Origin of the sequence: Borrelia maritima, assembly GCF_008931845.1 — a bacterium.
GTDB classification, from domain to species: Bacteria; Spirochaetota; Spirochaetia; order Borreliales; family Borreliaceae; genus Borreliella; species Borreliella maritima.
The window spans coordinates 137,441-159,238 of the sequence record NZ_CP044535.1 but is presented as its reverse complement, the minus strand read 5'-3'; the positions used below and the strand labels follow the sequence as shown (position 1 = coordinate 159,238).

Sequence of the window (21,798 nt, the reverse complement as noted above, 5' to 3'; positions counted from 1 at the left end):
TAATTTGTGATTTATTCAATAATCGGTATTGGAAATTTATTTATTTGGGTGCTTTTAAAATGCAATCTCAATTTTTTTTGGAAATCATTATATATTTTAGGGTTAATTCTAATTTTGTATCTTTTAGTTTCTTTACCTATATTACCCTCTACCGTTATTGCTGCCAAAATATAATACCAGTTGCTGTCCTTATAATATTCTGCTATCGTTTTTGAGAGAGAGTCAGTTCGTAATGTGCCAAATGAATAAGCGTCTTTTGCAAGTTCTTTTTTTGATTTCTGCTTTCCACTGACGAGGCTGCTTAGATGATCAATAAAATTGCCTTTATCTGGACTTAAAAATTCTAATTTTGTGATTTTGTATTTTTTAGAAGCTTCGTCTGATAGGTCAAATGAAATAATAGCAGAAGATCCAATTTTTGAAAATGCATTTATGAATGAATAGCTAACCCCGGCAAGTTCTTTTATCGGAGTTCCATTCAAATCTACTAATTCCATGTAAGGTTGGCTAATGGCAATATCAACAGATGCAAGTAAAAAACTTTGTTTTAGTTTTTTAATTGTTGTTTTTATATTTTCTTTTACAATATAGTTCTCATTTTCGAAGATATTAATTTCGTTTTTAGAAAAAATATTTTTAGCTAGAGAAAGAATTATTACGGTTAAAATAAATTTTTTAATGTTCATAAAATATTTCCTTTTGTTATGTATTATATATCTTCAAATAAATCTCCAGCTATGTCTTTTAAGACAGGATTTTCTTTTAGTACTTCTTTTAAAAATTCAATAATTAATTTTGAATTAAGCGAAATTTTATAAATTTTAGTTTCTTGAGTAAGTTTGTTTTTGACGGTTAAATTTGCAAGCATATAATTCCATTGACCATTTTTATATGTTAATTTGAAAGCATTTTTGATGTCGTCGCTCATCAATATTCCAAATGGGTATGCATTAACATATCCTTCTTCTTGTGAGTTTTCAACAACTAGAAGGGAATTTTTAAGCTCTAATGTAGACCCAGCTGTTACAAATTTAATATCTTCGATTTCATATTCTTTATCTCCATTTTTAGTTGTTTCAAAAAGTATTAATAGTGATACAAAATTACTATGTACATCATCCAGTTTTATGGGAGACAGTATATAAGAATATCCAAATTTATTTTTGAATTCTGGTATTTCTTTTCCATATTCATCCAAGATTGTCATTGCCCTTGTCTTTATCCAAGTTACGTCATGATTGCCATTTACGATTGGCAATTTTTTATTCAAAATTTTGCCCGATATTAAATGTAATTTGTCATCGCTTATTGGTTTTCCAGTATCGCTTTCTTGTTCTTCTGCAGATTGTGGTTTTTTTAATGAATGTAACTTATCATCATTTATTGGTTTTCCAGTATTGCTGTCTTGTTGTACAGATTGTGGTTTTTTAAAAAAAGCGCAACCCAGTATTATCATAGGCAATATTATAAATTTCAAATTTTTATATGTTCTAAATATCATTATATCTTTTTCCCTTATACCATTTATGGCCCTTATTGGGCCAGTAATTAAAATTACATTAAATTATAGTAATAATATAGAATGCTTATACGAAAGTCAAGCTGATTTTTAGTAGTTTTATTTTTTAATAATTACATCTTTATTTTAATCTTAGAGTAAAGGTATTTCTGCTGCTAAAAAATGAATTATTCCAATAATGATTGATATAATGCCAATTAATTGCTGATTGCTTTCAAGTATTGATTTAAATTTTCCATATTTTTTATTATTTTGAACTTCTGTAGGTAATTTTTGTTTTAAAAACAAGATAAATCCAATTAAAAATAAACTTATAGCTGGAATTAGATTTCCAATTATTGGCAATTTGTAGGGCTTGATTATTTCAAGGGTACTAGTTATTAAAAATAATAATCCAAAAATGCTTTTTACCTTTTTGTTATCGTTTATTAAATTTACAAAATCTTCAAAAATTTTAAAAAATTTTATTTTTTCTATTAATATTGGAAATGCAAGTATTATTCCTCCCAAAATGTTAAGCAAAACAGACATGAAGTATATTTGTATCATATTTTATCCCCTAGATTTTATTCTTTTACTATAAAAAACATTTTTATTATCATTGCTCTTTAGTATTATACTTAATAAACTTTCATTTTGATATATTATATTAGCATATGTTGTAAAGTTTTTGCTGCTTATATAAAGCATTTGGCTTTCAATTAATCTATTGTCTAGATAAATATCCAGTTTGGCTTTTCCAAGGGTAGAGAGTGTTTTTGTTTTTATGCTCATTTTTAATGATAATCTATTTTTTTTTTGTTTGTAGCTTATTGTCATTTTGATATTGTTTTTATTTTTCTCATGATTTTGAAGTATGGGAATTAGTAAAATTTTAAAAAATAAAAGAATTATAACAAAGATTATTCCAATAATGATATGTTTTTTCATCTTTTTTTGATATTCGATTTCTATTTTTTGATTGCAATTAATCTTTTTCATTGAATTTGAAAATTTAACCTTTAAAGTTTAATCTTTTTATGATTATAATTTTAATAAAGTGTTTAGATTCCACCAGTAAACACTAACACCAGTTTTTCCGCCATAAAGTATGCTAAGTATTCCATCTTTAGATAAGCTTTCAGAGAGAAATATTAAATTTCTAGGCTCGATTAAAGCTATTTGTTCTTTAATTAAACCTTTGCTGTCCAATTTCCATATTAAATTATTAGATAAATTTTTCATGTTAGTAGATGCTATTATTTTGTCTTTTTGTATTTTTATAATATTGATAAAGCTTTCCTGTTTATCATCTAGTAAATTTTTAGGAAGGGCAATTTTGCTTATTACTTCTAATTCTTTATTTTTTTTTAAACTCATTTTATAAATATATTGATCTTTAATTTTAATTCCAAGATCGTTTATATTTTCATTATCTCCAATGTTTTCATAGTAAGTGGTTTTCACATAAAGAGTTTTTTTGTTAACTTCAAAAAAAACCTTATCTATTGAAATATTGTATTTTTTTTTTGGATTGTCTATTGTGTTTAGTAGGTTTTTATTCACGTAAATTTTATAAAGCGGAGAAAATTCTTTATTATAAGAATATATTATATATCCCTCGCTATATATTGATATTATTGCAATGTTGCCATTTTCATCAACATTAACATCATAAATTTGTGGAAATGGTGTTCCGTTTAAACCTTCTTGACCCAAAATTTCTACAGACGAGTTTTTGTTTAGTATTAATATTCTCATAAAGTAGGCAATATTTTCCTTTTGATTGAATTTTGATTTTTTATTATTTAGTTTGTCTGAGACAATAATAAAATCTTTTAGTGGATATATTGCTTGAATTCCTTCAAAATCTATTTTTTTTATTTTTAAATCTGGGTTTGTTTTAAATATTCCATTTTGATAGGTTTGTATTAGTTTTCCGTATGAGTTAAAAATCATTAATTTGTTTGTTTTTATTTCTGCGATGTATACTAGCCCATTATATGTTTTGATATCAAATTTTGAATTTGTGAATTTGTCATCCAAGGGCATTATTGCACCAGGAAGTGATCCGAATGGTATTTTAAATTGCTCTTCTCCTAGTTCATTTAAAGTTTTAGTATTACATGATATAATTGCAAAAAGCAAGCTTAGTATAAGAGATTTATAGTGTTTTTTCATATTTTTATATTATTATTTAAAATGACTTCAAGTCAATTATTTAGGAGAATTAATACCTAACATGTTAAAAGCAGTACTTGAGACAACTATTGGCTCAAAAATTAAAAGAGATTTAAAAGATTATCTTCCAACTTTAAGAAATATTAATAAGCTTGAACGTTGGGCATTATCATTAGCAGATGAAGATTTTCCAAAAGAGACAGAAAAGCTTAAAGATGAATTAAAATCTGGCAATTCTTTAGAGAGTATTTTAGAGAGAGCTTTTTCTCTTTCTAGAGAGGCTGCTAGAAGGCGCCTTAAAGAAAGGCCTTATGATGTTCAAATTATTGCAGGGCTTGCTCTTCACAAGGGCAAAATAATAGAGATGAAAACAGGAGAAGGAAAAACTCTCTCATCAGTTCAAGCGGCTTATTTAAATAGTTTAACAGGAGATGGGGTTATTGTTGTTACTGTTAATGACTATCTTGCAGAGCGTGATTCCAATTGGATGAAGCCGGTTTTCGATCTTTTGGGTGTTAGTGTCGGGGTTGTTTTATCTAATATGGATTATGAGCTAAGAAAAGCTCAGTATGCTAAAGATATTACTTATGTTACAAATAATGAACTTGGATTTGATTATTTAAGGGATAATATGCGCTATGACTTGAATGAAAAATCTTTAAGAAAGTTTAATTATTGTATTATTGATGAGATTGATTCTATTTTGATCGATGAGGCAAGAACTCCTTTGATTATTTCAGGGCCTACTGAGGGCGACACCAATGCTTATCTTGAAGTTAATTCTCTTGTACCCTTTTTAAAGGAATGTTCCAAGGATTCTAAAACAGGCGATTACCCTTTAGAAATAGATGACCTTGATGGTGATTATACTATTGATGAAAAATCCAAAAGAGTTTCTTTTACTGTTAAGGGGTTTAATAATCTTGAACAGCTTTTAATCTCTAAGGGCATTATTAATGGCTCTATGTATACCGATTCAAATTTTAATTATGTTCATTATATGACTCAAGCCTTGAAAGCGCATTTGCTTTTTTTAAAAAATAGAGAATATATTGTTGGTGATTCTGGGGTTGAGATTGTAGATGAATTTACTGGTCGAGTTTTAACGGGGAGAAGATACTCCGATGGGCTTCACCAAGCTATTGAGGCTAAAGAAGGAGTTAGAGTTGCTAATGAAAATAAGACTATGGCAACTATTACTTTCCAGAATCTATTTAGAATGTTTGATAAAATTTCTGGCATGACAGGTACAGCTGATACAGAAGCTAAGGAGTTTCATAAAATATATAATCTTGATGTAGTTGTAGTTCCAACAAATAGATTGTTAGCGCGGATAGACGAGGATGATACCATTTATTATACAGAAGAGTTTAAGTTTAATGCGATTACAGATGAGGTTTATAAAACTTACAAGAAGGGTCAACCGGTTTTAGTAGGAACTGTTTCTATTGAAAAATCCGAGATTTTATCAGCTATGTTTAGAAATAGAGGGATTAAGCATGAAGTTCTTAATGCAAAAAATCATTCTCAAGAGGCATTTATCATTGCTGAGGCTGGAGCAAAATATGCGGTTACAATAGCAACAAATATGGCCGGCCGTGGCACGGATATTAAACTTGGGGGCAATATTGAGCATAGGGTTAGAAAAAAAATTGGGACTAATGTAAGCCTTGAAGAATTTCAAGAGGCTGTTAAAAATGAACGAGAAAATTATCTAAAAGACTATAATGAGGTTAAAAGTCTTGGTGGGCTTTATGTTATTGGCAGTGAACGTCACGAATCAAGGCGAATAGACAACCAGCTTCGTGGGCGTAGCGGAAGACAAGGTGATCCTGGACGCTCAAGATTTTATGTGTCTCTTGAAGACGATTTAATGCGTCTTTTTGCTGGAGACAGCCTGAGGTCATTAATGGGTAGGCTTGGAATGGCAACTGGAGAACCTATTACACATTCTCTTTTAACTAAATCTTTGATTAATGCTCAAAAAAGAGTAGAGGACAGAAATTTTGAAATTAGAAAGCATTTATTAGAGTATGACGATGTTATTACAAAGCAGAGAGATTTTATTTATTCCCAGAGAAATTCTATTCTTGAAGATACAGCTATTAAAGATCGTATTCTTATTGCCTTGGAAGAATATCTCAGTTTTTTGCTTGAAGGGACAAAAAGTGGCGTAGTTACAAATGTTTTTTTAAATGAAGTAAATTCAATTTTTGCATATATGCTTGAAAGTCTTGGTCCTATTGAAAATATTAATTCTCTTGATTTAAAGGCTAAGTTAATGCAAATAGCAAAGGCAAATTTAGACGAGAAGGAAGATTTAATTGGTAAGGATCTTTTTAATGGATTTTTAAGATATGAATATTTAAAAAATATTGATTTTAAATTTCAAGAGCATCTTGCAAATTTAGACTCTTTAAGGGAAGCTGTTTATCTAAGATCTTATGCTAATAAAAATCCAATTACAGAGTACAAAGAAGAAGGGTTTTCAATATTTAGCGAGCTTATTAAAGACATTAAAGTTTCTACCATAAGGCGTGTTCTTCAGTTAAAATTAGATAGCAGGTCTTCTGATTTTAGGTCAGTAAAGAAGTCTAAAAATATTAATTCAATCCACAAAGAACTTTCAGGAATTGTGATTAATGAAAATAAAAGCTCTTCTAATGTTCAAGTGGTTAGAAGTTCCCCTAAAATAGGCAGAAATGAGCCTTGTTATTGTGGGAGTGGGAAAAAATATAAAAATTGTCATGGCAAAAGTTAAAACAGGAGGTTTTTTATGTTTAAACTGCCAGAGCTTGGGTATAATTATGATGCTGTTGAGCCTTATATTGATGCGAGAACTATGGAAATTCATCATAGCAAGCATCATAACGGTTTTGTAATGAATTTGAATTCTATTTTGGAAAAAATGGGTAAAAGCCATTTAACAGACGTGTCAAACATATTGCAAAATATTCGTGATTTTCCAGATGAGTTTCAAGCCCCAATAAGGAATAATGCTGGGGGTTATTCAAATCATACTCTATATTTTAGAACTTTAAAGCCAGGAAACAAGAGCAATCTTTTGGGAAAGTTTGAAAACGATATAAATGCAGCTTTTGGAAGTCTGGATATTCTTAAATCTAGTTTGAAAGATATTGCAATGAAAATTTTTGGAAGTGGTTGGGCATGGTTAGTATTGTGTCCTGATAATGGTCTTAAAGTTATTTCAATGCCTAATCAGGATAGTCCCTTGATGAATTTTTATAAACCGATTTTAGGTATTGATGTTTGGGAGCATGCATATTACCTTAAATATCAAAATAGAAGAATTGAATATGTTGATGCATTTTTAAAGGCTTTAAATTGGGAAGAAGTTTCAAAAGTTTACAGCGAAGTTAACAATTAGCTTTTATTTTATAAAGATTTTTAATTCTAGATTTAGTATTTTACTCTAAAATTTCAAGCAATTTATTTTAAGTCATTATTAAAGTTTTCTCTTTCTATGTTATTAAAGTATTCTACTGTGCCAACTTTTAATTCGTAAGTTGCATTTTTGTCAGATACTATGATTGCATTTTTATGTAGTTGAAGTGCGCTAATTGTCCACATGTGGTTAACGCCTTTTTCAATGGCATGCTTTAATGCTCTTGCTTTGTTGTGTCCGTTTACTATTATTAGAACTTCTTGTGAATCCATAATTGTTCCAATTCCAACAGTTAGTGCATTTTTGGGAACTTTGTTTACATTGCCTTTAAAAAATCTTGAATTAGCAATAATTGTATCCTGGGTTAAAGTTTTAATTCTTGTTCTTGATGTTAAGGAGGAGCCCGGCTCGTTAAAAGCAATGTGACCATCAGGGCCTATCCCCCCCACAAAAAGCATGATTCCCCCTAAAGATTTGATTTTGTTTTCATATTCCTCGCATTCTTTTTTTAGATTTGAAGCATTTCCGTTTAGTATATTTATGTTTTCTTTTTTAATGTCAATGTGGGAAAAAAAATTTTTCCACATGAATGAATGGTAACTCTCGGGATGATTTTCTTCAATTCCTATGTATTCATCCATATTAAAAGTTATGACATTTTGAAATGAAATTTTTTTACTTTTATTTAATTCAATTAAATTTTTGTACATTCCAATTGGAGAGCTTCCCGTTGGAAGGCCAAGAATAAATGGCTTTTCTTTTGTTGGAGAAAATTCTTTAATTTTTTGAGCCACATGATTGGCTGCCCATTTTGATATGTCTTCATATGTAGGTCTGATTATTAATCTCATTGAGATCTCCTTAAAATTGGTTAAAGTTAGAGGTTGTTAAAAATTATTTTAGATTCTATCATTGTCAATTTTAGATTAAAATCTTTATCTAGGACATTGATGTTTGCATCGTATCCATGGCATATTAAGCCCTTTTTATCAATATTGAGAATTCGTGTTGGATTGTAAGAGCTTGCTTGAACAGCATCACTTAAGCTGTAGCCAAATTCTACTAAATTTTTAAGGCCTTGTATCATTGTAAGTGTTGATCCAGCTATTGTGTTGCTTTTCACGCTGTGGAATAGTCCATCTTTTGCAATATAAACTTCATCTCCGTTTGCAATTAGTTTTCCAGAAGTTTGAAAATTTGGAGTAAGTCCGTCAGTTACGAGCACTATTTTACTTATATCTTTAAGCTTTCTAAGCATTAAAACTAATTTTGGGTGTATATGATATCCATCTGCAATAATTTCACAAGAAACATCACCGTGTATTAATACGGCTCCTATTGCATTTGGATTTCTGTGGTCAAGTTTTGACATTGCGTTGAAAAAATGGGTTGTGTGAAGTATTCCAACTTGAAATCCTTCAATCATGTTTTCATATGTTGCGTTTGTGTGTCCTGCTTGAAGGTTTATATTGTTTTCAAGGCAAAATATTGCAAGCTCTCTCATGCCCTTAAGCTCAGGGGCAACAGTCATTGTGCTTATATGTGTTTTTCTTTTGCCGTTTGATCCTGTAAATATCCCACCAGCTGCATCTATTAGTTTTTGCATAACTTCAATGCTAGGCTCATGAAGATAAGAAACAGGGTGTGCGCCTCTTTTATCAGGAGAAAAAAATGGCCCTTCAAGGTGAAGTCCTAGAATTTTGGCTCCTTTTTCTTTGCCAATAGCTGCTGTACAAGCTTTTATTGTTTTAATCATTTCATCTATTGGTCTTGGATAAAGAGTTGGTAAAAATCCTACTACACCGTACTGCGCTAAATGATCTGACATTTTAAGTATTGATTCTGTTGAACACTTGTCTGTACCATGGCCATGAAATCCGTGAATATGAGTATCATAAAGACCCGGAGTTATATAATTGCCTCTTGTATTAATCATTTGGTATTCCTCGAGATCTATTTTTTTAAGCCTATCAGATGTTACAATATCAAAAATTTTATTATCTTTAATTAGAACTGCTGAATTATCTAGCTTATCGTTTCCAGTTAAAACGGACTTTGAGTTAAATAAGCAAAAATTTGGCATTTTCATGCTCCTTTTTATTTATTTTATTTTACTATAAGCATTAATCTTTTTTAAAGCTTTTATTTTTTATTTTGAAGCGTTTGGATGCTTAAAAATTCATGTTTTTTAAATTTATTTATGGTTTTTATTATAATTTATATTTTATTTTCAATTTTATTAATGATATAATGTACTCTGGAGGGCGTTATTATGGCATCTGGATTTTTTGTTCCTGGACTTGAGAGTAAATATAATACTAAAGAAATTCGTGAATCCATGCTTAAGCCTGATAAGCTCAAAATTGATTCTTCTTCTAAGAAACTTGAGTCTTTAGAGCAAGAAAAAAGTGCCTGGCAGTTAATTAATAGAAAAATCTCTACTTTAAATTCTCTTGCAAAAGAAATTACTTCGCTTAACAGTCCTTTTAATTTAATGTCTGGGAATTCTAGTAATAGTGAAGTTTTAACCTTGTCTACTCGATATGGATCTAAGAATGAGACTCACAAATTAATTGTTGATCAAATAGCCTCAGCTGATGTGTTTGTGTCTTCAAATTTTAATCCTAAGAAAATTACAATCCCAGAGGGAGATTATATATTTTTAGTTGGCAAGAAAGAAATTAATGTAAAAAGTAATGGTAACATTGATTTACTTGTGAGAGATATTAATAATAAGGGAAAAGGCTTTTTATCTGCAAAAATAGTAAAAAGTGATAAAAATGGCAATAGTCGTTTTATTTTGCAATCCTTAAAAGAAGGCAAAGAAAACAAACTTATTATAAAAGGAGAGGGATTGCCTTTTGCAAAGCAAATTGGCATTTTAAGTGAACTTAAAACTAATTTTAATCCTGGTCTTTCAGATATTGTTGTAAGCCAATCTAGCGTTAATAATAGGCTTTCTTTTGAAAACAATAATCTTGTTTTAAATCCGCTTTCAGAGATGTCGATTGAAATTCCTGAAGATATTGAAATCACATCTAGGAGTAAAATTAAATTTGAAGTTAAATATTTTGATACAGGCCTAGAAGAGTCCGATAATAAGATTATTTTTAATCCTGGAGAAGCTACATTTAAGGATGCAAAAGTTGACAGTGAAGACAGTGTGGTTGATCTTGGATCTGATTTAAAAGCTCCTTTGGAAAAAAAATATATTCAAATGAATATTGTTAAAATATGTGGCAAAGAGGGGTCTTTAGAGCTTCCTTTAATAAATATTTCAAATAATTTTGAAGAAGTGGAAGTTGATGTTGGAGCTCTTTCTAATCTAGAAGAAATAAATATTGAAAATAAAGCAAATAATAAAGTGATTGTGATTAGAAATGTTGAAGTTTTTGATCCAAAAAATAGAGATGGTCATTTACCAATAAATGCTAAAAGTTTTGCTGAGAATGCAAAAATTAAATTTGATGGGGTAGATGTTGAGAGAGATTCAAATGTTATTAATGATTTAGTTCCAAATGTAACTTTAAGTTTAAAAAAAACCTCAAGTGATATTGTTGAAGCTAAAATTGAACCTGATTACGAGGGAATTAAGAGAGTTCTTTTAGATTTTATTGGTGCTTATAATGAGGTTCTTGCTGAGATTAATATTGTAAGTTCCAATGAAGATCAAATTGGAAATCAAAAGTCTAATATAGTTGAAGAGCTGACTTATCTTAGTGATTCTCAAAAAGAAGAGGCTTATAAAAATCTAGGTATTCTACGGTCTGAATTTTTATTGAAAAATCTTAAGTCTAGGCTAGAATCAATAATTTTTAAGCCTTATGTTACTAGTGATCCTAATTTTTCAATAATTAATCAAATGGGAGTTTTTACCAACTCAATTTCTTCTTCTGGTGGACTTTCTAGATATTTAAGACTTGATGAGAAAAAGTTTGATGAATCAATTCGTAATAACATTGATAATGTTAGGGAGCTTTTTTTATTTGATCTTAATGGTGACAGAGTATATGATAATGGAATTGCCAAAATGCTGGGAGATTGTTTGTCTCCTCTTGTGACTTCTGGAGGAGTTATTTATAATAAAATAAAAAATTATGATCTTAAAATTATTAATCAAAAAAATAAAGTTGAAGATTATAGAAAGAAGTACGATGATAGAGAGAAAAAGGTAGAAGGCGAGCTTAATACCTTAGATTTTACCGTTAAGCGAATGAAAGATCAGGAAAATACATTAAGGGCTTTTGATTTTAACCAAAGAAACAGACAATAACAATTATTTTAATGCTATTAATATCTACGTTTCTTTTTTTTAATTTTTTGTGCTATTCTTTTTAACAGGTAAATGGATTTGCCAAAAACAAATAATTAAACTTTATCATGGAGGAATGATATATGATAATAAATCATAATACGTCAGCTATTAATGCTTCAAGAAATAATGGTATTAATGCTGCTAATCTTAGCAAAACTCAAGAAAAGCTTTCTAGTGGATACAGAATTAATCGAGCTTCTGATGATGCTGCTGGTATGGGAGTTTCTGGTAAGATTAATGCTCAAATAAGAGGTTTATCACAAGCTTCTAGAAACACCTCAAAAGCTATTAATTTTATTCAGACAACAGAGGGGAACTTGAATGAAGTAGAAAAAGTTTTGATAAGAATGAAAGAATTAGCGGTTCAATCAGGTAACGGCACATACTCAGATGCAGACAGAGGTTCTATACAAATTGAAATAGAACAACTTACAGACGAAATTAATAGAATTGCTGATCAAGCTCAATATAACCAAATGCACATGTTGTCAAACAAATCTGCTGCTCAAAATGTAAGAACAGCTGAAGAGCTTGGAATGCAACCTGCAAAAATTAACACACCGGCATCACTTTCAGGATCTCAAGCTTCTTGGACTTTAAGAGTTCATGTGGGAGCAAATCAAGATGAAGCGATTGCTGTAAATATTTATGCAGCTAATGTTGCAAATCTTTTCTCTGGTGAGGGAGCTCAAACTGCTCAGGCTGCACCTGTTCAAGAAGGTGTTCAGCAAGAAGGGGCTCAACAACCAGCACCTGCTACAGCACCTTCTCAAGGTGGGGTTAATTCTCCTGTTAATGTTACAACTACAGTTGACGCTAACACATCTCTTGCTAAAATAGAAAATGCTATTAGAATGATAAGTGATCAAAGAGCAAATTTGGGTGCTTTCCAAAATAGACTTGAATCTATAAAGAATAGTACTGAGTATGCTATTGAAAATCTAAAAGCATCTTATGCTCAAATAAAAGATGCTACAATGACAGATGAGGTTGTAGCTGCTACAACTAATAGTATTTTAACACAATCTGCGATGGCAATGATTGCACAGGCCAATCAAGTTCCTCAATATGTTTTGTCATTGCTTAGATAAATTTTTAATTTAATTAAGTTAATTAGTACAAATTATTAACAAAAGATCCTTTAAAGGGTCTTTTGTTTTTTTATTTCCGATCGGCAAAAATTTAATAATTTTAGTATAATTTATAATAATGTATTATGAAGTATAATGCAGACTTATTGAGGAGTTTGCTTTGGATAGGGTTGCTGTTAAAATTAAAGATTGTTATAAAGTATTTTCTTATTATGTTGACAAAAAGCGAATAAGCCAAGCTATAAAAGATTATGAAAATGGCAAAGATAGAATGCAAATTTACAAAGAGTCTTCTATTTTTATTGCAAATGCCAATATTAATCTTGATGTTTATGAAAATGAAATTTTGGTTATTATGGGAATGTCAGGTTGCGGCAAATCTACTTTTGTCAGGTGCTTAAATGGTATTTACAAAATAGATTCAGGATCTATTTTGGTAAATAACATGGAAATGAGTGCTATAAATCGCAAGGATCTTTCTAATTTAAGAAAAGATACATTTGCAATGGTTTTTCAAAATTTTGGACTTTTCCCCCATATGAATGTACTAAGAAACGTCACTTATGGGCTTGAGGTTAAACATATCCCCAGAAAGATTAGAGAAGAGCGTGCTATTGAGGTATTAAATCTTGTAGGACTTGAAGATTCAAAATATAAGTATATTAATGAACTTTCTGGAGGAATGAAACAAAGGGTTGGAATAGCAAGAGCATTGGTGGTTAATCCAGATATTCTTTTAATGGATGAAGCTTTTTCAGCGCTTGACCCTTTAATTAAAGGGGAAATGCAGGAAGAACTTTTGAGGTTAGTAGCTAAGCTTAAAAAAACGGTTGTGTTTATTACTCACGATTTAATTGAAGCTTTTAAATTGGGACATAGAATTGCTTTTATGAAAGATGGGAAAATCATTCAAGTTGGCAAACCTGTAGAAATTTTGGCCAATCCTAGTACAGACTTTATATCTGATTTTATTAAAAATTTGCCTGTTTTAAATATTTTAAAAATAAAAGATATTTTAAAAGATGATTTTGATTTAAACTCTGGTAGTGATAATGGCTTAAATGTTATCATTAAATATCAAAATGAAAATTTTAGTTTATATGATAAAGCTCTTAATAAAAGATATGATAATCTTGTATCTTTAAATTTAGATCTAAATGATGAGATAAAAAAAATTGTTGAATACTTGAATAAGCAAGACTATTTAATAATAAAAGAAAAGGGAGATATTGTCGGATATATCAATTTAAATGAAATTTCCGATTTATTGTCAAGATAAGAATTTATGAATAAAGATTTTTTTATATTAAAAATAGATAATTTTTTTGATTTTTTGGTTGATAATTTTTCAACTTCTGATGGAGTAGGTTTTTCTAAAAGTATAATTTTTTTATATGAAAGTTTAAAAAATTTATTTCTTTTTGTTAATCCTATTTTTTTAATTTTAACTGTATGCTTGCTAAGTTTTGTTTTCTTGAAAAAGAGATTATTGTTTTTAATTTTGCCTGGCTTTCTTTTTATTTTATATTTTAATCTTTGGGAAGCCTCTATGGATACAGTAGCTATTATATTTGTTTCTGTATTTGTTTCTGTTATTTTAGGAATCCCTATAGGCATTTTGGGGGGATATTTTCCAAGATTTTATGTTTTTTTAAAACCCATTTTGGATTTAATGCAGGCTATGCCCCCATTTATTTACTTGATTCCCGCTATTCCTTTTTTTGGAATGGGTACAGCTTCTGCTATTTTTGCTACAATAATTTTTGCCATGCCTCCTGTTATTAGATATACAAGGTTGGGAATTGTTCAAGTTTCAGATGAAGTAATAGAAGCAGCTAAGTCTTTTGGCAGTAGTAATTTGCGCATTCTTTTACAGGTTCAACTCCCTCTTTCTCTTCAGAGCATAATTGAAGGCATTAATCAGTCAATAATGATGGCAATATCTATGATAGTAATTGCTGCAATGGTTGGATCATCTGGACTGGGTAGGACTGTGATTTACTCTATAGAAAGATTAAATTTTGGTGAGGGTTTAATATCCGGGTTAGCAGTTGTTATTATAGCTATTATTTTAGATAGGATTATGCAATCTATTTTTATTAAATTCAGCTATTTAAATACAGATCATTATGGTGGAAAAAAAGAGAATAAATTTAAAAGATTCTTGGAAATCTATAATAAATAGGAGGATATTTTATGTATAAATTATTTATGGGATTTTTCATTGTTCTTATGTTTTTGTCTTGTGATGAAAAAAAGAGTTCAAAAAATTTAAAATCGGTAAAAATTGGGTATGTGAATTGGGGTGGAGAAACAGCAGCTACGAATGTATTGAAAGTTGTTTTTGAGAAAATGGGTTATAATGCAGAAATATTTTCAGTTACCACATCTGTAATGTATCAATACTTAGCATCTGGAAAAGTAGATGGCACGGTATCTTCTTGGGTTCCTACAGCTGATAAATTTTATTACGAAAAACGGAAATCAAAATTTGTTGATCTTGGTCCAAATTATGAAGGAACCATTCAGGGATTTGTTGTGCCAAGCTATGTTCCAATTTCTAGTATTAGTGAACTTAGGGGAAAAGGCGCTAAGTTTAAAAATAAAATGATTGGGATAGATGCTGGCGCAGGAACTCAGATTGTTACAGAACAAGCGCTTGATTATTATGGATTGAGGAAAGAGTATGAGTTAGTTCCTTCAAGCGAAAGCGTTATGCTTGCAAGTTTGGATTCTGCAATAAAAAGAAACGAGTGGATTTTAGTTCCTTTGTGGAAACCTCATTGGGCTTTTTCTAGGTATGATATTAAGCTCCTTGATGATCCTGATTTAATTATGGGGGGAATTGAAAGTGTGCACACTCTTGTTAGACTTGGCCTTGAAAATGATGATCTTGATGTATATTATGTTTTTGATAATTTTTATTGGAATGATGATTTAATATTGCCTTTAATGGATAGAAATGATAAAGAACCAGGCAAAGAGTATCGCAATGCGGTTGAATTTGTTGAAAATAATAAAAAAGTTGTAAAGACCTGGGTTCCAGAAAAGTATAAAGCCTTATTTGATTAATCTTTTTTTAAATTCTTTTAAAGATGTTGAAATGGGATTGTATTTAGGAATAAAGTCATCTCCTCCTTTGAATAATGCATTACATCTTATTATTCTTAGTGTCATTAATATTAAGGCGGTTGGAAAACAGTATTTTTTAAGGCATTCAATTGAATATTTTGAGCAAGTAGGTTTATATATGCATTGTAGTCCAAATATTTTAGAGAAAGTATATTGGTAAATTTTTATTAAAAAAATAATAGTATAATTTAAGATAAAGAAAATTTTGAAAATGTTCATATTTAGAATTGTATTATAATATAATAATTAATTAAATGAATTGAAAATGTTAATTAAGTTTTATAACTTTAAAGTTTTAATTCTTGTTATAAAGGAGGCTTAAAATTAAAAAATTTTTTTTAATTTTTATGACTGTCTCTTTTTCTTTTGCTGAAATTATTCAAATATCACCCAAACAAGCTGTAAATATGGCTCTAGAGAATAGCTTAGACTCAGGAAATGCTCTATACAAGGAAAATATAAAAAAACTTTATAAAAATAATGTATGGAATGCTTTTGTTCCAAACGTTAATCTTAGCTCTACAATCAGTAGAAATCCTTCTGTTTTGAGAGAGCTTGAAAGAGATTATTGGGGTTTAGGGTTTGGAGTTGGGATTAACCTTTCTTTGTCACCTTCTGTTTTAAAGAGAATGGAACTTGTTATGTTGGAGTATGAAAATGCGAAGATAGAAAGGGAGAGTGCCGTTCGTAATATTAAGTTAAATGTTCTTAAGTCTTACAATCAATTAATAGCTTTAAAGAATACTTTAAAAGTTCTTGAGAGTCAAATACAAAATAGTAAACTTAAATTTGAACAAGCCAGAATTGCTTATAATAATGGATTAATATCAGAAATAGATTTTCTTGATGCACAGCTTAAGTATAGAAAATCTCAACCAGATTTAGATGGCCAGATTATTAATTTTGAAAAGTCAAAAGAAATTTTTAAGTTATTAATAGGATTAGAGCCGGATCAAGATTTTGAAATTATTGGAGAATTGCCAGATGAGACAATAGATTTTTCATTATTTGATGAGGCGTTAAATATTAATGAATCATTGGAGATTAAGGAGTTGAATACACGCTTAAAAATGGCGGAAAAGTTTCTTGATTCGCTTTGGTTGGACACTTTTTTACCAAGTCTTTCTTTGTCATTTTCTTACTCTCCTTATAGATCATTTCATGAAAATTCTAAAGGTTTTTCAAGTGGATTTTTGGCATCCTTTAGCTTAAATTACAATTTAACTGAAATATTTCCATTTTCAAAAAGTTTTACAAAAATACAAGATAACAACTATCAGCTAAAAATACTGCGAAATAATATTGAGAGTAAAATTAGAAATTTAAAATCTGATATTGTGCAAAAAAGGAAAGATATTAAAAGATATAAAGCGATTCTTGATGCTTCTAAAATTAATGTAGAATTAGCTAAAAAAAATTATCAAATGGCATTTAATGCTTTTAATTCTGGGGTTATGGATCTTTCCAAATTAAATGATATTGAGCTTGTTTATAAACAGAGTGATTTAAAGTTTATTGAAGACAAATTAAATTATTCTAATTCTATACTGGAATATAAGGACTTAATAAATTTATTAGACTAAGAGGTATTTTTATGAATTTAATTTTTAATATTAACTTATTTTTAAAAAAATATTTTTTAGTTTTATTCTTAGTTTTAGTTGCTTGTGTGAACAAAGCCAAGCTAGATGACGTTAATAATGAGCAAGAAGGTCCTTATAGATTCCCCGTAATTGCCATAAAAGCAAAAAAGGGAATTTTGAGTGATTATTTGTCTTTAAATGGAGATATAGATACAAAAGTTAAAGCAGATATTTTCCCAGATGCTGCGGGCAAAATAACTTCTTTGAGCATTAAACTTGGGTCTTATGTTCAAAAGGGACAAATAGTTGCGACTCTTGATCCTTCAAGGCCTGGTTCTGTATATTTAAAAAGTCCGGTAAGAGCGCCAATTTCAGGATATATTTTAAATATTAGAAAAAAAATTGGTGAAACAGTTAATTCTCAGTCCAGTATAGCAGTAGTAGGCAGAATAGATGCGAAGCAAATTTTAACTTATGTTTCTGAAAAATACATTTCAAATGTTAAGGTTGGAAATGATGCCATTATTGAAGTTGGAGCTTATCCTAATGAGAAGTTTAAAGCCAAAGTTTCAGAAATATCTCCTGTTTTAGATTCTAAAAGTCGCACTATTGAGGTGTATCTTATACCTATTGGCAGTAATTTAGATAAACTTATTATTGGTATGTTTTCTAAAATTAAACTTATTACTAAGCGCTTTAGAGATGTAATTAAGATTCCGAGAGAGGCTATTGTTGAGAGAGAAGACAAGAAATTTGTATTTAAGCTTGATTTAGAGGGTAAAAGTGTTCAAATGTTGCCCGTTACAGTACTTTTTGAAATAGATAATATTGTAGCTCTTTCAGGTGAGGTTAAAGAGAATGATTTAATTGTAGTAGAAGGCATGTCTACTCTTTCTGATGGAACTTTAATAAATTTGGTAGATACAAAAGAAGGTCTTTCAGCTGAAAGCAATATTTAATTTCTTGGGGGATGTGTTATGTTGGTGAAGAGAATAGTTGGCAAACCAATAACAATATTGATTTTATTTTCATTGTTAATGATGATAAGTTTATATACCTTTTCAAGATTAAAAGTAGATCTTTTACCTGGAATTGATATTCCTCAAATAAGTATTCATACTGTTTATCATGGTGCTTCTCCTAAAGAAGTTGAAGAGAGTGTTTCTAGAGTCCTTGAGAGTGGTTTGAGTTCAGTAAAGAATTTAAAAAATATATACAGTGTTTCTTCTAAAGAAAGTAGCACTGTTTCACTTGAGTTTTATCATGGGACCGATTTAGATTTGGTTTTAAATGAAATTCGAGATGCTCTTGAATTGGTAAAGCCTTCATTGCCCAGCAAATCACAGACCCCCAGAATTTTTAGATACAATCTAAAAAACATTCCTGTAATGGAAATTGTTATTAATTCTGTAAGGCCAGTTTCTGAGCTTAAAAGATATGCTGATGAGGTTATTAAGCCCGGACTTGAAAGGCTTGACGGAGTTGCAATTGTTACTGTTAATGGCGGAAGCAAAAAACGTGTTTTAATTGAAGTTTCTCAAAACAGATTAGAGTCTTATGGGCTTTCTTTGTCAAGAATATCTGCTATTATAGCATCCCAAAATCTTGAACTTTCAGCTGGTAATATATTGGAGAATAATTTAGAATATTTGGTTCAAGTGTCTGGAAAATTTAAATCTATTGAGGAAATAGGCAATGTTGTCATAGCTTATAAGATCCCGGATATTTCTTCTGGCATAAATTCATCTCCTATTGAGATAAAACTTAAAGATATTGCTAATATTAAAACCGATTTTGAAGATTTGTCAGAATATGTTGAATATAATGGGCTGCCTTCAATTTCTTTATCGGTTCAAAAACGTAGTGATGCCAATTCTATTACAGTTTCTAATGTTGTTATGAAGGAAATAGAAAAATTGAAATTATCTATGCCTAAAGATATGAGATTGGAAATTGCTTCTGATAGTACTAATTTTATTAAATCGTCTATTTCAACTGTGGTAAATTCAGCCTATTTTGGGGCCATGCTTGCAATATTTGTTATTTTTTTCTTTTTAAGAAGCTTTAGAGCTACAATAATTATTGGAATTTCTATTCCAATAGCAATTGTTTTGACCTTTTGCTTAATGTATTTTGTAAATATTTCCCTTAATATTATGAGTCTTGCGGGTCTTGCGCTTGGGATTGGAATGGTTGTTGACTGTTCAATTGTTGTAATAGACAATATATATAAATATAGGCAAAAAGGAGCAAAGCTTGTTTCATCGTCTATCCTGGGGGCCCAAGAGATGCTGTTGCCTATTACATCTTCAACTTTTACTTCTATTTGTGTTTTTGGGCCATTTCTTATTTTCAAATCAGAACTTGGGGTATATGGAGATTTTTTTAAAGATTTTTCATTTACGATTGTTATTTCTTTGGGGGTTTCTCTTTTAGTTGCTATTTTTCTGGTTCCTGTTTTATCAAGCCATTATGTCGGCTTATATACAAGTTTTCAAAAAAATATTAAGAGTGCTTTTGTTAGAAAAATTGATGCTTTTTGTGCTAAAATTTATTATTTTTTAGAATTTTTGTATATCAATTTATTGAATATAGTTTTAAATCACAAATTGATTTTTGGGTTGATTGTTTTTTTTAGTTTTATTGGTAGCTTGTTTTTAGGATTTTTATTAGATGTGACAACTTTTGCTAGAGGAAAAGAAAACTCAATTATGATCAATTTAAATTTTCCTTATAAAACTAATTTGGAATATTCAAAATTTTATTCCGATAGATTTTTAGAAATTGTAAAAAGTGAAGCTAAGGGGTATAAAAGCATTATTTCTACTTTGTATACTGACAGAATATCTTTCAACGTATTGTTTCCTCTTAAGGAAGAGTTAAAAGATAATACGATTAAAAGCATAGATTACGATACTATTAAGTATAGAATCATGAACCGTATTGGAAATCTTTATCCTGAATTTAATGTTGAGCCTTCCAGTGGCAGTGCTTTAGGTGGTGGAGATTCTGTTAAAATTAAAATTTCAGCTAATGATTTCGAATATATAAAAGATTATGGAAAAATTTTAATTTCTATGCTAAAAAAGGCAATTCCTGAACTTGTAAATCCAAGACTTAATATAAGTGATTTTCAACTTGAAATTGGCGTTGAGATAGACAGAGCACTAGCTTATAATTATGGTATTGACATGAATACCATTTTAAATGAGTTAAAGGCCAATGTTAATGGCGTTGTCGCTGGTCAGTATGTAGAGAATGGACTTAATTATGATATTGTTCTTAAGCTTGATAGAATAGATGTTAGAAATTTAAAAGATTTGGGAAAAATATTTGTTACAAATTTATCTGGAGTTAAAATTCCTTTATCATCAATAGCTACCTTTGAAAAAACCAAAAAAGCCGAGTCTATTTACAGAGAAAACCAAGCTTTAACTATTTATATTAATGCGGGTATTTCTCCAAACGACAATTTAACTCAAGTAACTGCGAAAGTTATAGATTTTATTAATAATAAAGTACCTCATAAAGAGGGTACAGCACTTAATGTTGAAGGAGAATATAACGAATTTTCAAATATAATGAATCAGTTTAAAATAATAATTATGATGGCTGTTATTGTTGTGTTTGGCATTATGGCTTCTCAATTTGAATCTTTTTTAAAACCCTTTATTATTATTTTTACAATTCCTTTAACCGCAATAGGGGTTGTACTTATACATTTTCTTGCAGGAGAAAAACTTTCTATTTTTGCTGCTATTGGAATGCTTATGCTTGTTGGTGTTGTGGTAAATACTGGAATTGTTCTTGTAGACTATACTGGATTATTGATCAAGAGGGGATTTGGTCTAAGAGAAGCAATTATTGAGTCTTGTCGTTCAAGGCTTAGACCAATTTTAATGTCTTCTCTAACCTCAATAATAGGACTTATCCCAATGGCATTTTCTACTGGTAGTGGGAATGAGCTTCTAAAGCCAATTGCATTTACCTTTATTGGTGGAATGACAGCTAGTACATTTCTTACTTTGCTTTTCATTCCCATGCTTTTTGAAATTTTTTCTAATATTGTTTCAAGTTTTAAATCTAGGTTAAAAAGAGCAGCGGCTGATGTAGATCTTAAGGAATCATCCAAAATTAATAATTCAACTAAAAGTAGTTATGATAGTCTATTTGAAGAAGATGGAAATTAATATGACTAATTTTTATAAGTATAGAATTGAAATAATTTCTAACTTATCTTTAGAGCTTGATATTTTTGAATGTATAGAAAAAATAGAGCGAGAGTTAGGAGAGCCTATATATTATTCCAAGATAGAAACTGTTTACGGAAAAGGCAAGAAAGGTGAAAAACATGGTAATGGTGTTTGGCCTGAAGAAAATTTTATTTTAATTATTTATACTTCCAATCAATCTGTTCTTAATAGATTGGAAGATGTTATAGATAATTTAAATCGTTCTTACCCTACAGAGGGGATTAATATTTTTGTTTTGGGAAATTAATGCTTATTAATGTTTATAATTTAGTAAAATTCTAACTTAATAAAATATTCTATTTATTCAATTCATAAGTATCTAATAATTTTTATTTTTTT

At 29.6% G+C, this 21,798-nt stretch carries 19 protein-coding genes; 11 read left to right on the top strand and 8 right to left on the bottom strand.

Features of this window, described 5'->3' with window-relative positions; translation table 11 throughout:
• Window positions 1–11: 11 nt before the first annotated feature.
• The 5 genes from DB723_RS00765 to DB723_RS00745 form a co-directional block, all read right to left on the bottom strand.
• A complete protein-coding gene (locus DB723_RS00765; protein ID WP_151551418.1) occupies window positions 12–686 on the bottom strand; it encodes a BB0158 famile outer surface lipoprotein in 675 nt (224 codons plus the stop codon).
• A 23-nt stretch (window positions 687–709) separates the two neighbouring features.
• Window positions 710–1,501 carry a S2/P23 family protein gene (locus DB723_RS00760; protein WP_151551416.1) on the bottom strand — a complete coding sequence of 264 codons (792 nt, stop codon included), beginning with the start codon at window positions 1,499–1,501 and terminating at the stop codon, window positions 710–712.
• Between the two features lie 150 nt (window positions 1,502–1,651).
• The gene (locus DB723_RS00755) at window positions 1,652–2,068 is read right to left on the bottom strand and encodes a hypothetical protein (RefSeq protein ID WP_188093253.1); all 417 of its coding nucleotides are present in this window, start codon (window positions 2,066–2,068) and stop codon (window positions 1,652–1,654) included.
• A gap of 3 nt (window positions 2,069–2,071) precedes the next feature.
• Window positions 2,072–2,500, bottom strand: coding sequence for a hypothetical protein (locus DB723_RS00750; protein ID WP_151551414.1), 429 nt, complete (start codon window positions 2,498–2,500; stop codon window positions 2,072–2,074).
• Between the two features lie 42 nt (window positions 2,501–2,542).
• Window positions 2,543–3,679, bottom strand: a complete 1,137-nt coding sequence (locus DB723_RS00745; protein WP_151551412.1) for an LIC_12708 family protein — start codon at window positions 3,677–3,679, stop codon at window positions 2,543–2,545.
• Between the two features lie 61 nt (window positions 3,680–3,740).
• Between DB723_RS00745 and secA the strand changes: the two genes are divergently transcribed.
• Together secA and DB723_RS00735 are read left to right on the top strand one after the other, a co-directional pair.
• Window positions 3,741–6,440 (top strand): preprotein translocase subunit SecA, encoded by a 2,700-nt coding sequence (secA, locus tag DB723_RS00740; RefSeq protein ID WP_151551410.1) that lies wholly within the window; start codon window positions 3,741–3,743, stop codon window positions 6,438–6,440.
• A 15-nt stretch (window positions 6,441–6,455) separates the two neighbouring features.
• Complete coding sequence (locus tag DB723_RS00735; protein WP_151551408.1) at window positions 6,456–7,067, top strand: superoxide dismutase; 612 nt, start codon at window positions 6,456–6,458, stop codon at window positions 7,065–7,067.
• A 62-nt stretch (window positions 7,068–7,129) separates the two neighbouring features.
• On the opposite strand, the gene nagB is transcribed toward DB723_RS00735, so the two are convergent.
• Both nagB and nagA read right to left on the bottom strand, forming a co-directional pair.
• Window positions 7,130–7,936, bottom strand: coding sequence for a glucosamine-6-phosphate deaminase (nagB, locus tag DB723_RS00730; protein WP_151551406.1), 807 nt, complete (start codon window positions 7,934–7,936; stop codon window positions 7,130–7,132).
• A gap of 26 nt (window positions 7,937–7,962) precedes the next feature.
• Window positions 7,963–9,168, bottom strand: a complete 1,206-nt coding sequence (nagA, locus tag DB723_RS00725) for an N-acetylglucosamine-6-phosphate deacetylase (protein WP_151551404.1) — start codon at window positions 9,166–9,168, stop codon at window positions 7,963–7,965.
• Between the two features lie 189 nt (window positions 9,169–9,357).
• Between nagA and fliD the strand changes: the two genes are divergently transcribed.
• The 5 genes from fliD to DB723_RS00700 all read left to right on the top strand — a co-directional run bounded on the left by fliD (window position 9,358) and on the right by DB723_RS00700 (window position 15,563).
• Window positions 9,358–11,358 (top strand): flagellar filament capping protein FliD, encoded by a 2,001-nt coding sequence (gene fliD / locus DB723_RS00720; protein ID WP_151551402.1) that lies wholly within the window; start codon window positions 9,358–9,360, stop codon window positions 11,356–11,358.
• Window positions 11,359–11,480: 122 nt separating this feature from the next.
• Window positions 11,481–12,491, top strand: a complete 1,011-nt coding sequence (gene flaB, locus DB723_RS00715; RefSeq protein WP_151551400.1) for a flagellin FlaB — start codon at window positions 11,481–11,483, stop codon at window positions 12,489–12,491.
• 160 nt (window positions 12,492–12,651) lie between these two features.
• Window positions 12,652–13,770, top strand: coding sequence for an ATP-binding cassette domain-containing protein (locus DB723_RS00710; protein WP_151551398.1), 1,119 nt, complete (start codon window positions 12,652–12,654; stop codon window positions 13,768–13,770).
• 6 nt (window positions 13,771–13,776) lie between these two features.
• Window positions 13,777–14,676: an ABC transporter permease gene (locus DB723_RS00705; RefSeq protein WP_151551396.1), complete on the top strand. Its 900-nt coding sequence runs from the start codon at window positions 13,777–13,779 to the stop codon at window positions 14,674–14,676.
• 11 nt (window positions 14,677–14,687) lie between these two features.
• On the top strand, window positions 14,688–15,563 hold the full coding sequence (locus tag DB723_RS00700) for a glycine betaine ABC transporter substrate-binding protein (protein WP_151551395.1): 876 nt from the start codon (window positions 14,688–14,690) through the stop codon (window positions 15,561–15,563).
• Here DB723_RS00700 and yidD read toward each other — a convergent pair.
• On the bottom strand, window positions 15,552–15,842 hold the full coding sequence (gene yidD / locus DB723_RS00695) for a membrane protein insertion efficiency factor YidD (protein ID WP_151551393.1): 291 nt from the start codon (window positions 15,840–15,842) through the stop codon (window positions 15,552–15,554). The two genes, DB723_RS00700 and yidD, sit on opposite strands and share 12 nt — an antisense overlap.
• 128 nt (window positions 15,843–15,970) lie before the next feature.
• Here yidD and DB723_RS00690 point away from each other — a divergent pair, with 128 nt between their 5' ends.
• From DB723_RS00690 to DB723_RS00675, 4 genes are read left to right on the top strand one after another with little or no spacing between them, the layout of a single operon-like run.
• On the top strand, window positions 15,971–17,206 hold the full coding sequence (locus DB723_RS00690; RefSeq protein ID WP_151551391.1) for a TolC family protein: 1,236 nt from the start codon (window positions 15,971–15,973) through the stop codon (window positions 17,204–17,206).
• 11 nt (window positions 17,207–17,217) lie between these two features.
• Window positions 17,218–18,165, top strand: coding sequence for an efflux RND transporter periplasmic adaptor subunit (locus DB723_RS00685; protein ID WP_151551390.1), 948 nt, complete (start codon window positions 17,218–17,220; stop codon window positions 18,163–18,165).
• Window positions 18,166–18,183: 18 nt separating this feature from the next.
• The gene (locus DB723_RS00680; protein ID WP_151551388.1) at window positions 18,184–21,396 is read left to right on the top strand and encodes an efflux RND transporter permease subunit; all 3,213 of its coding nucleotides are present in this window, start codon (window positions 18,184–18,186) and stop codon (window positions 21,394–21,396) included.
• A gap of 1 nt (window position 21,397) precedes the next feature.
• On the top strand, window positions 21,398–21,706 hold the full coding sequence (locus DB723_RS00675; RefSeq protein ID WP_151551387.1) for a PG0541 family transporter-associated protein: 309 nt from the start codon (window positions 21,398–21,400) through the stop codon (window positions 21,704–21,706).
• The last annotated feature ends 92 nt before the right edge of the window (window positions 21,707–21,798 follow it).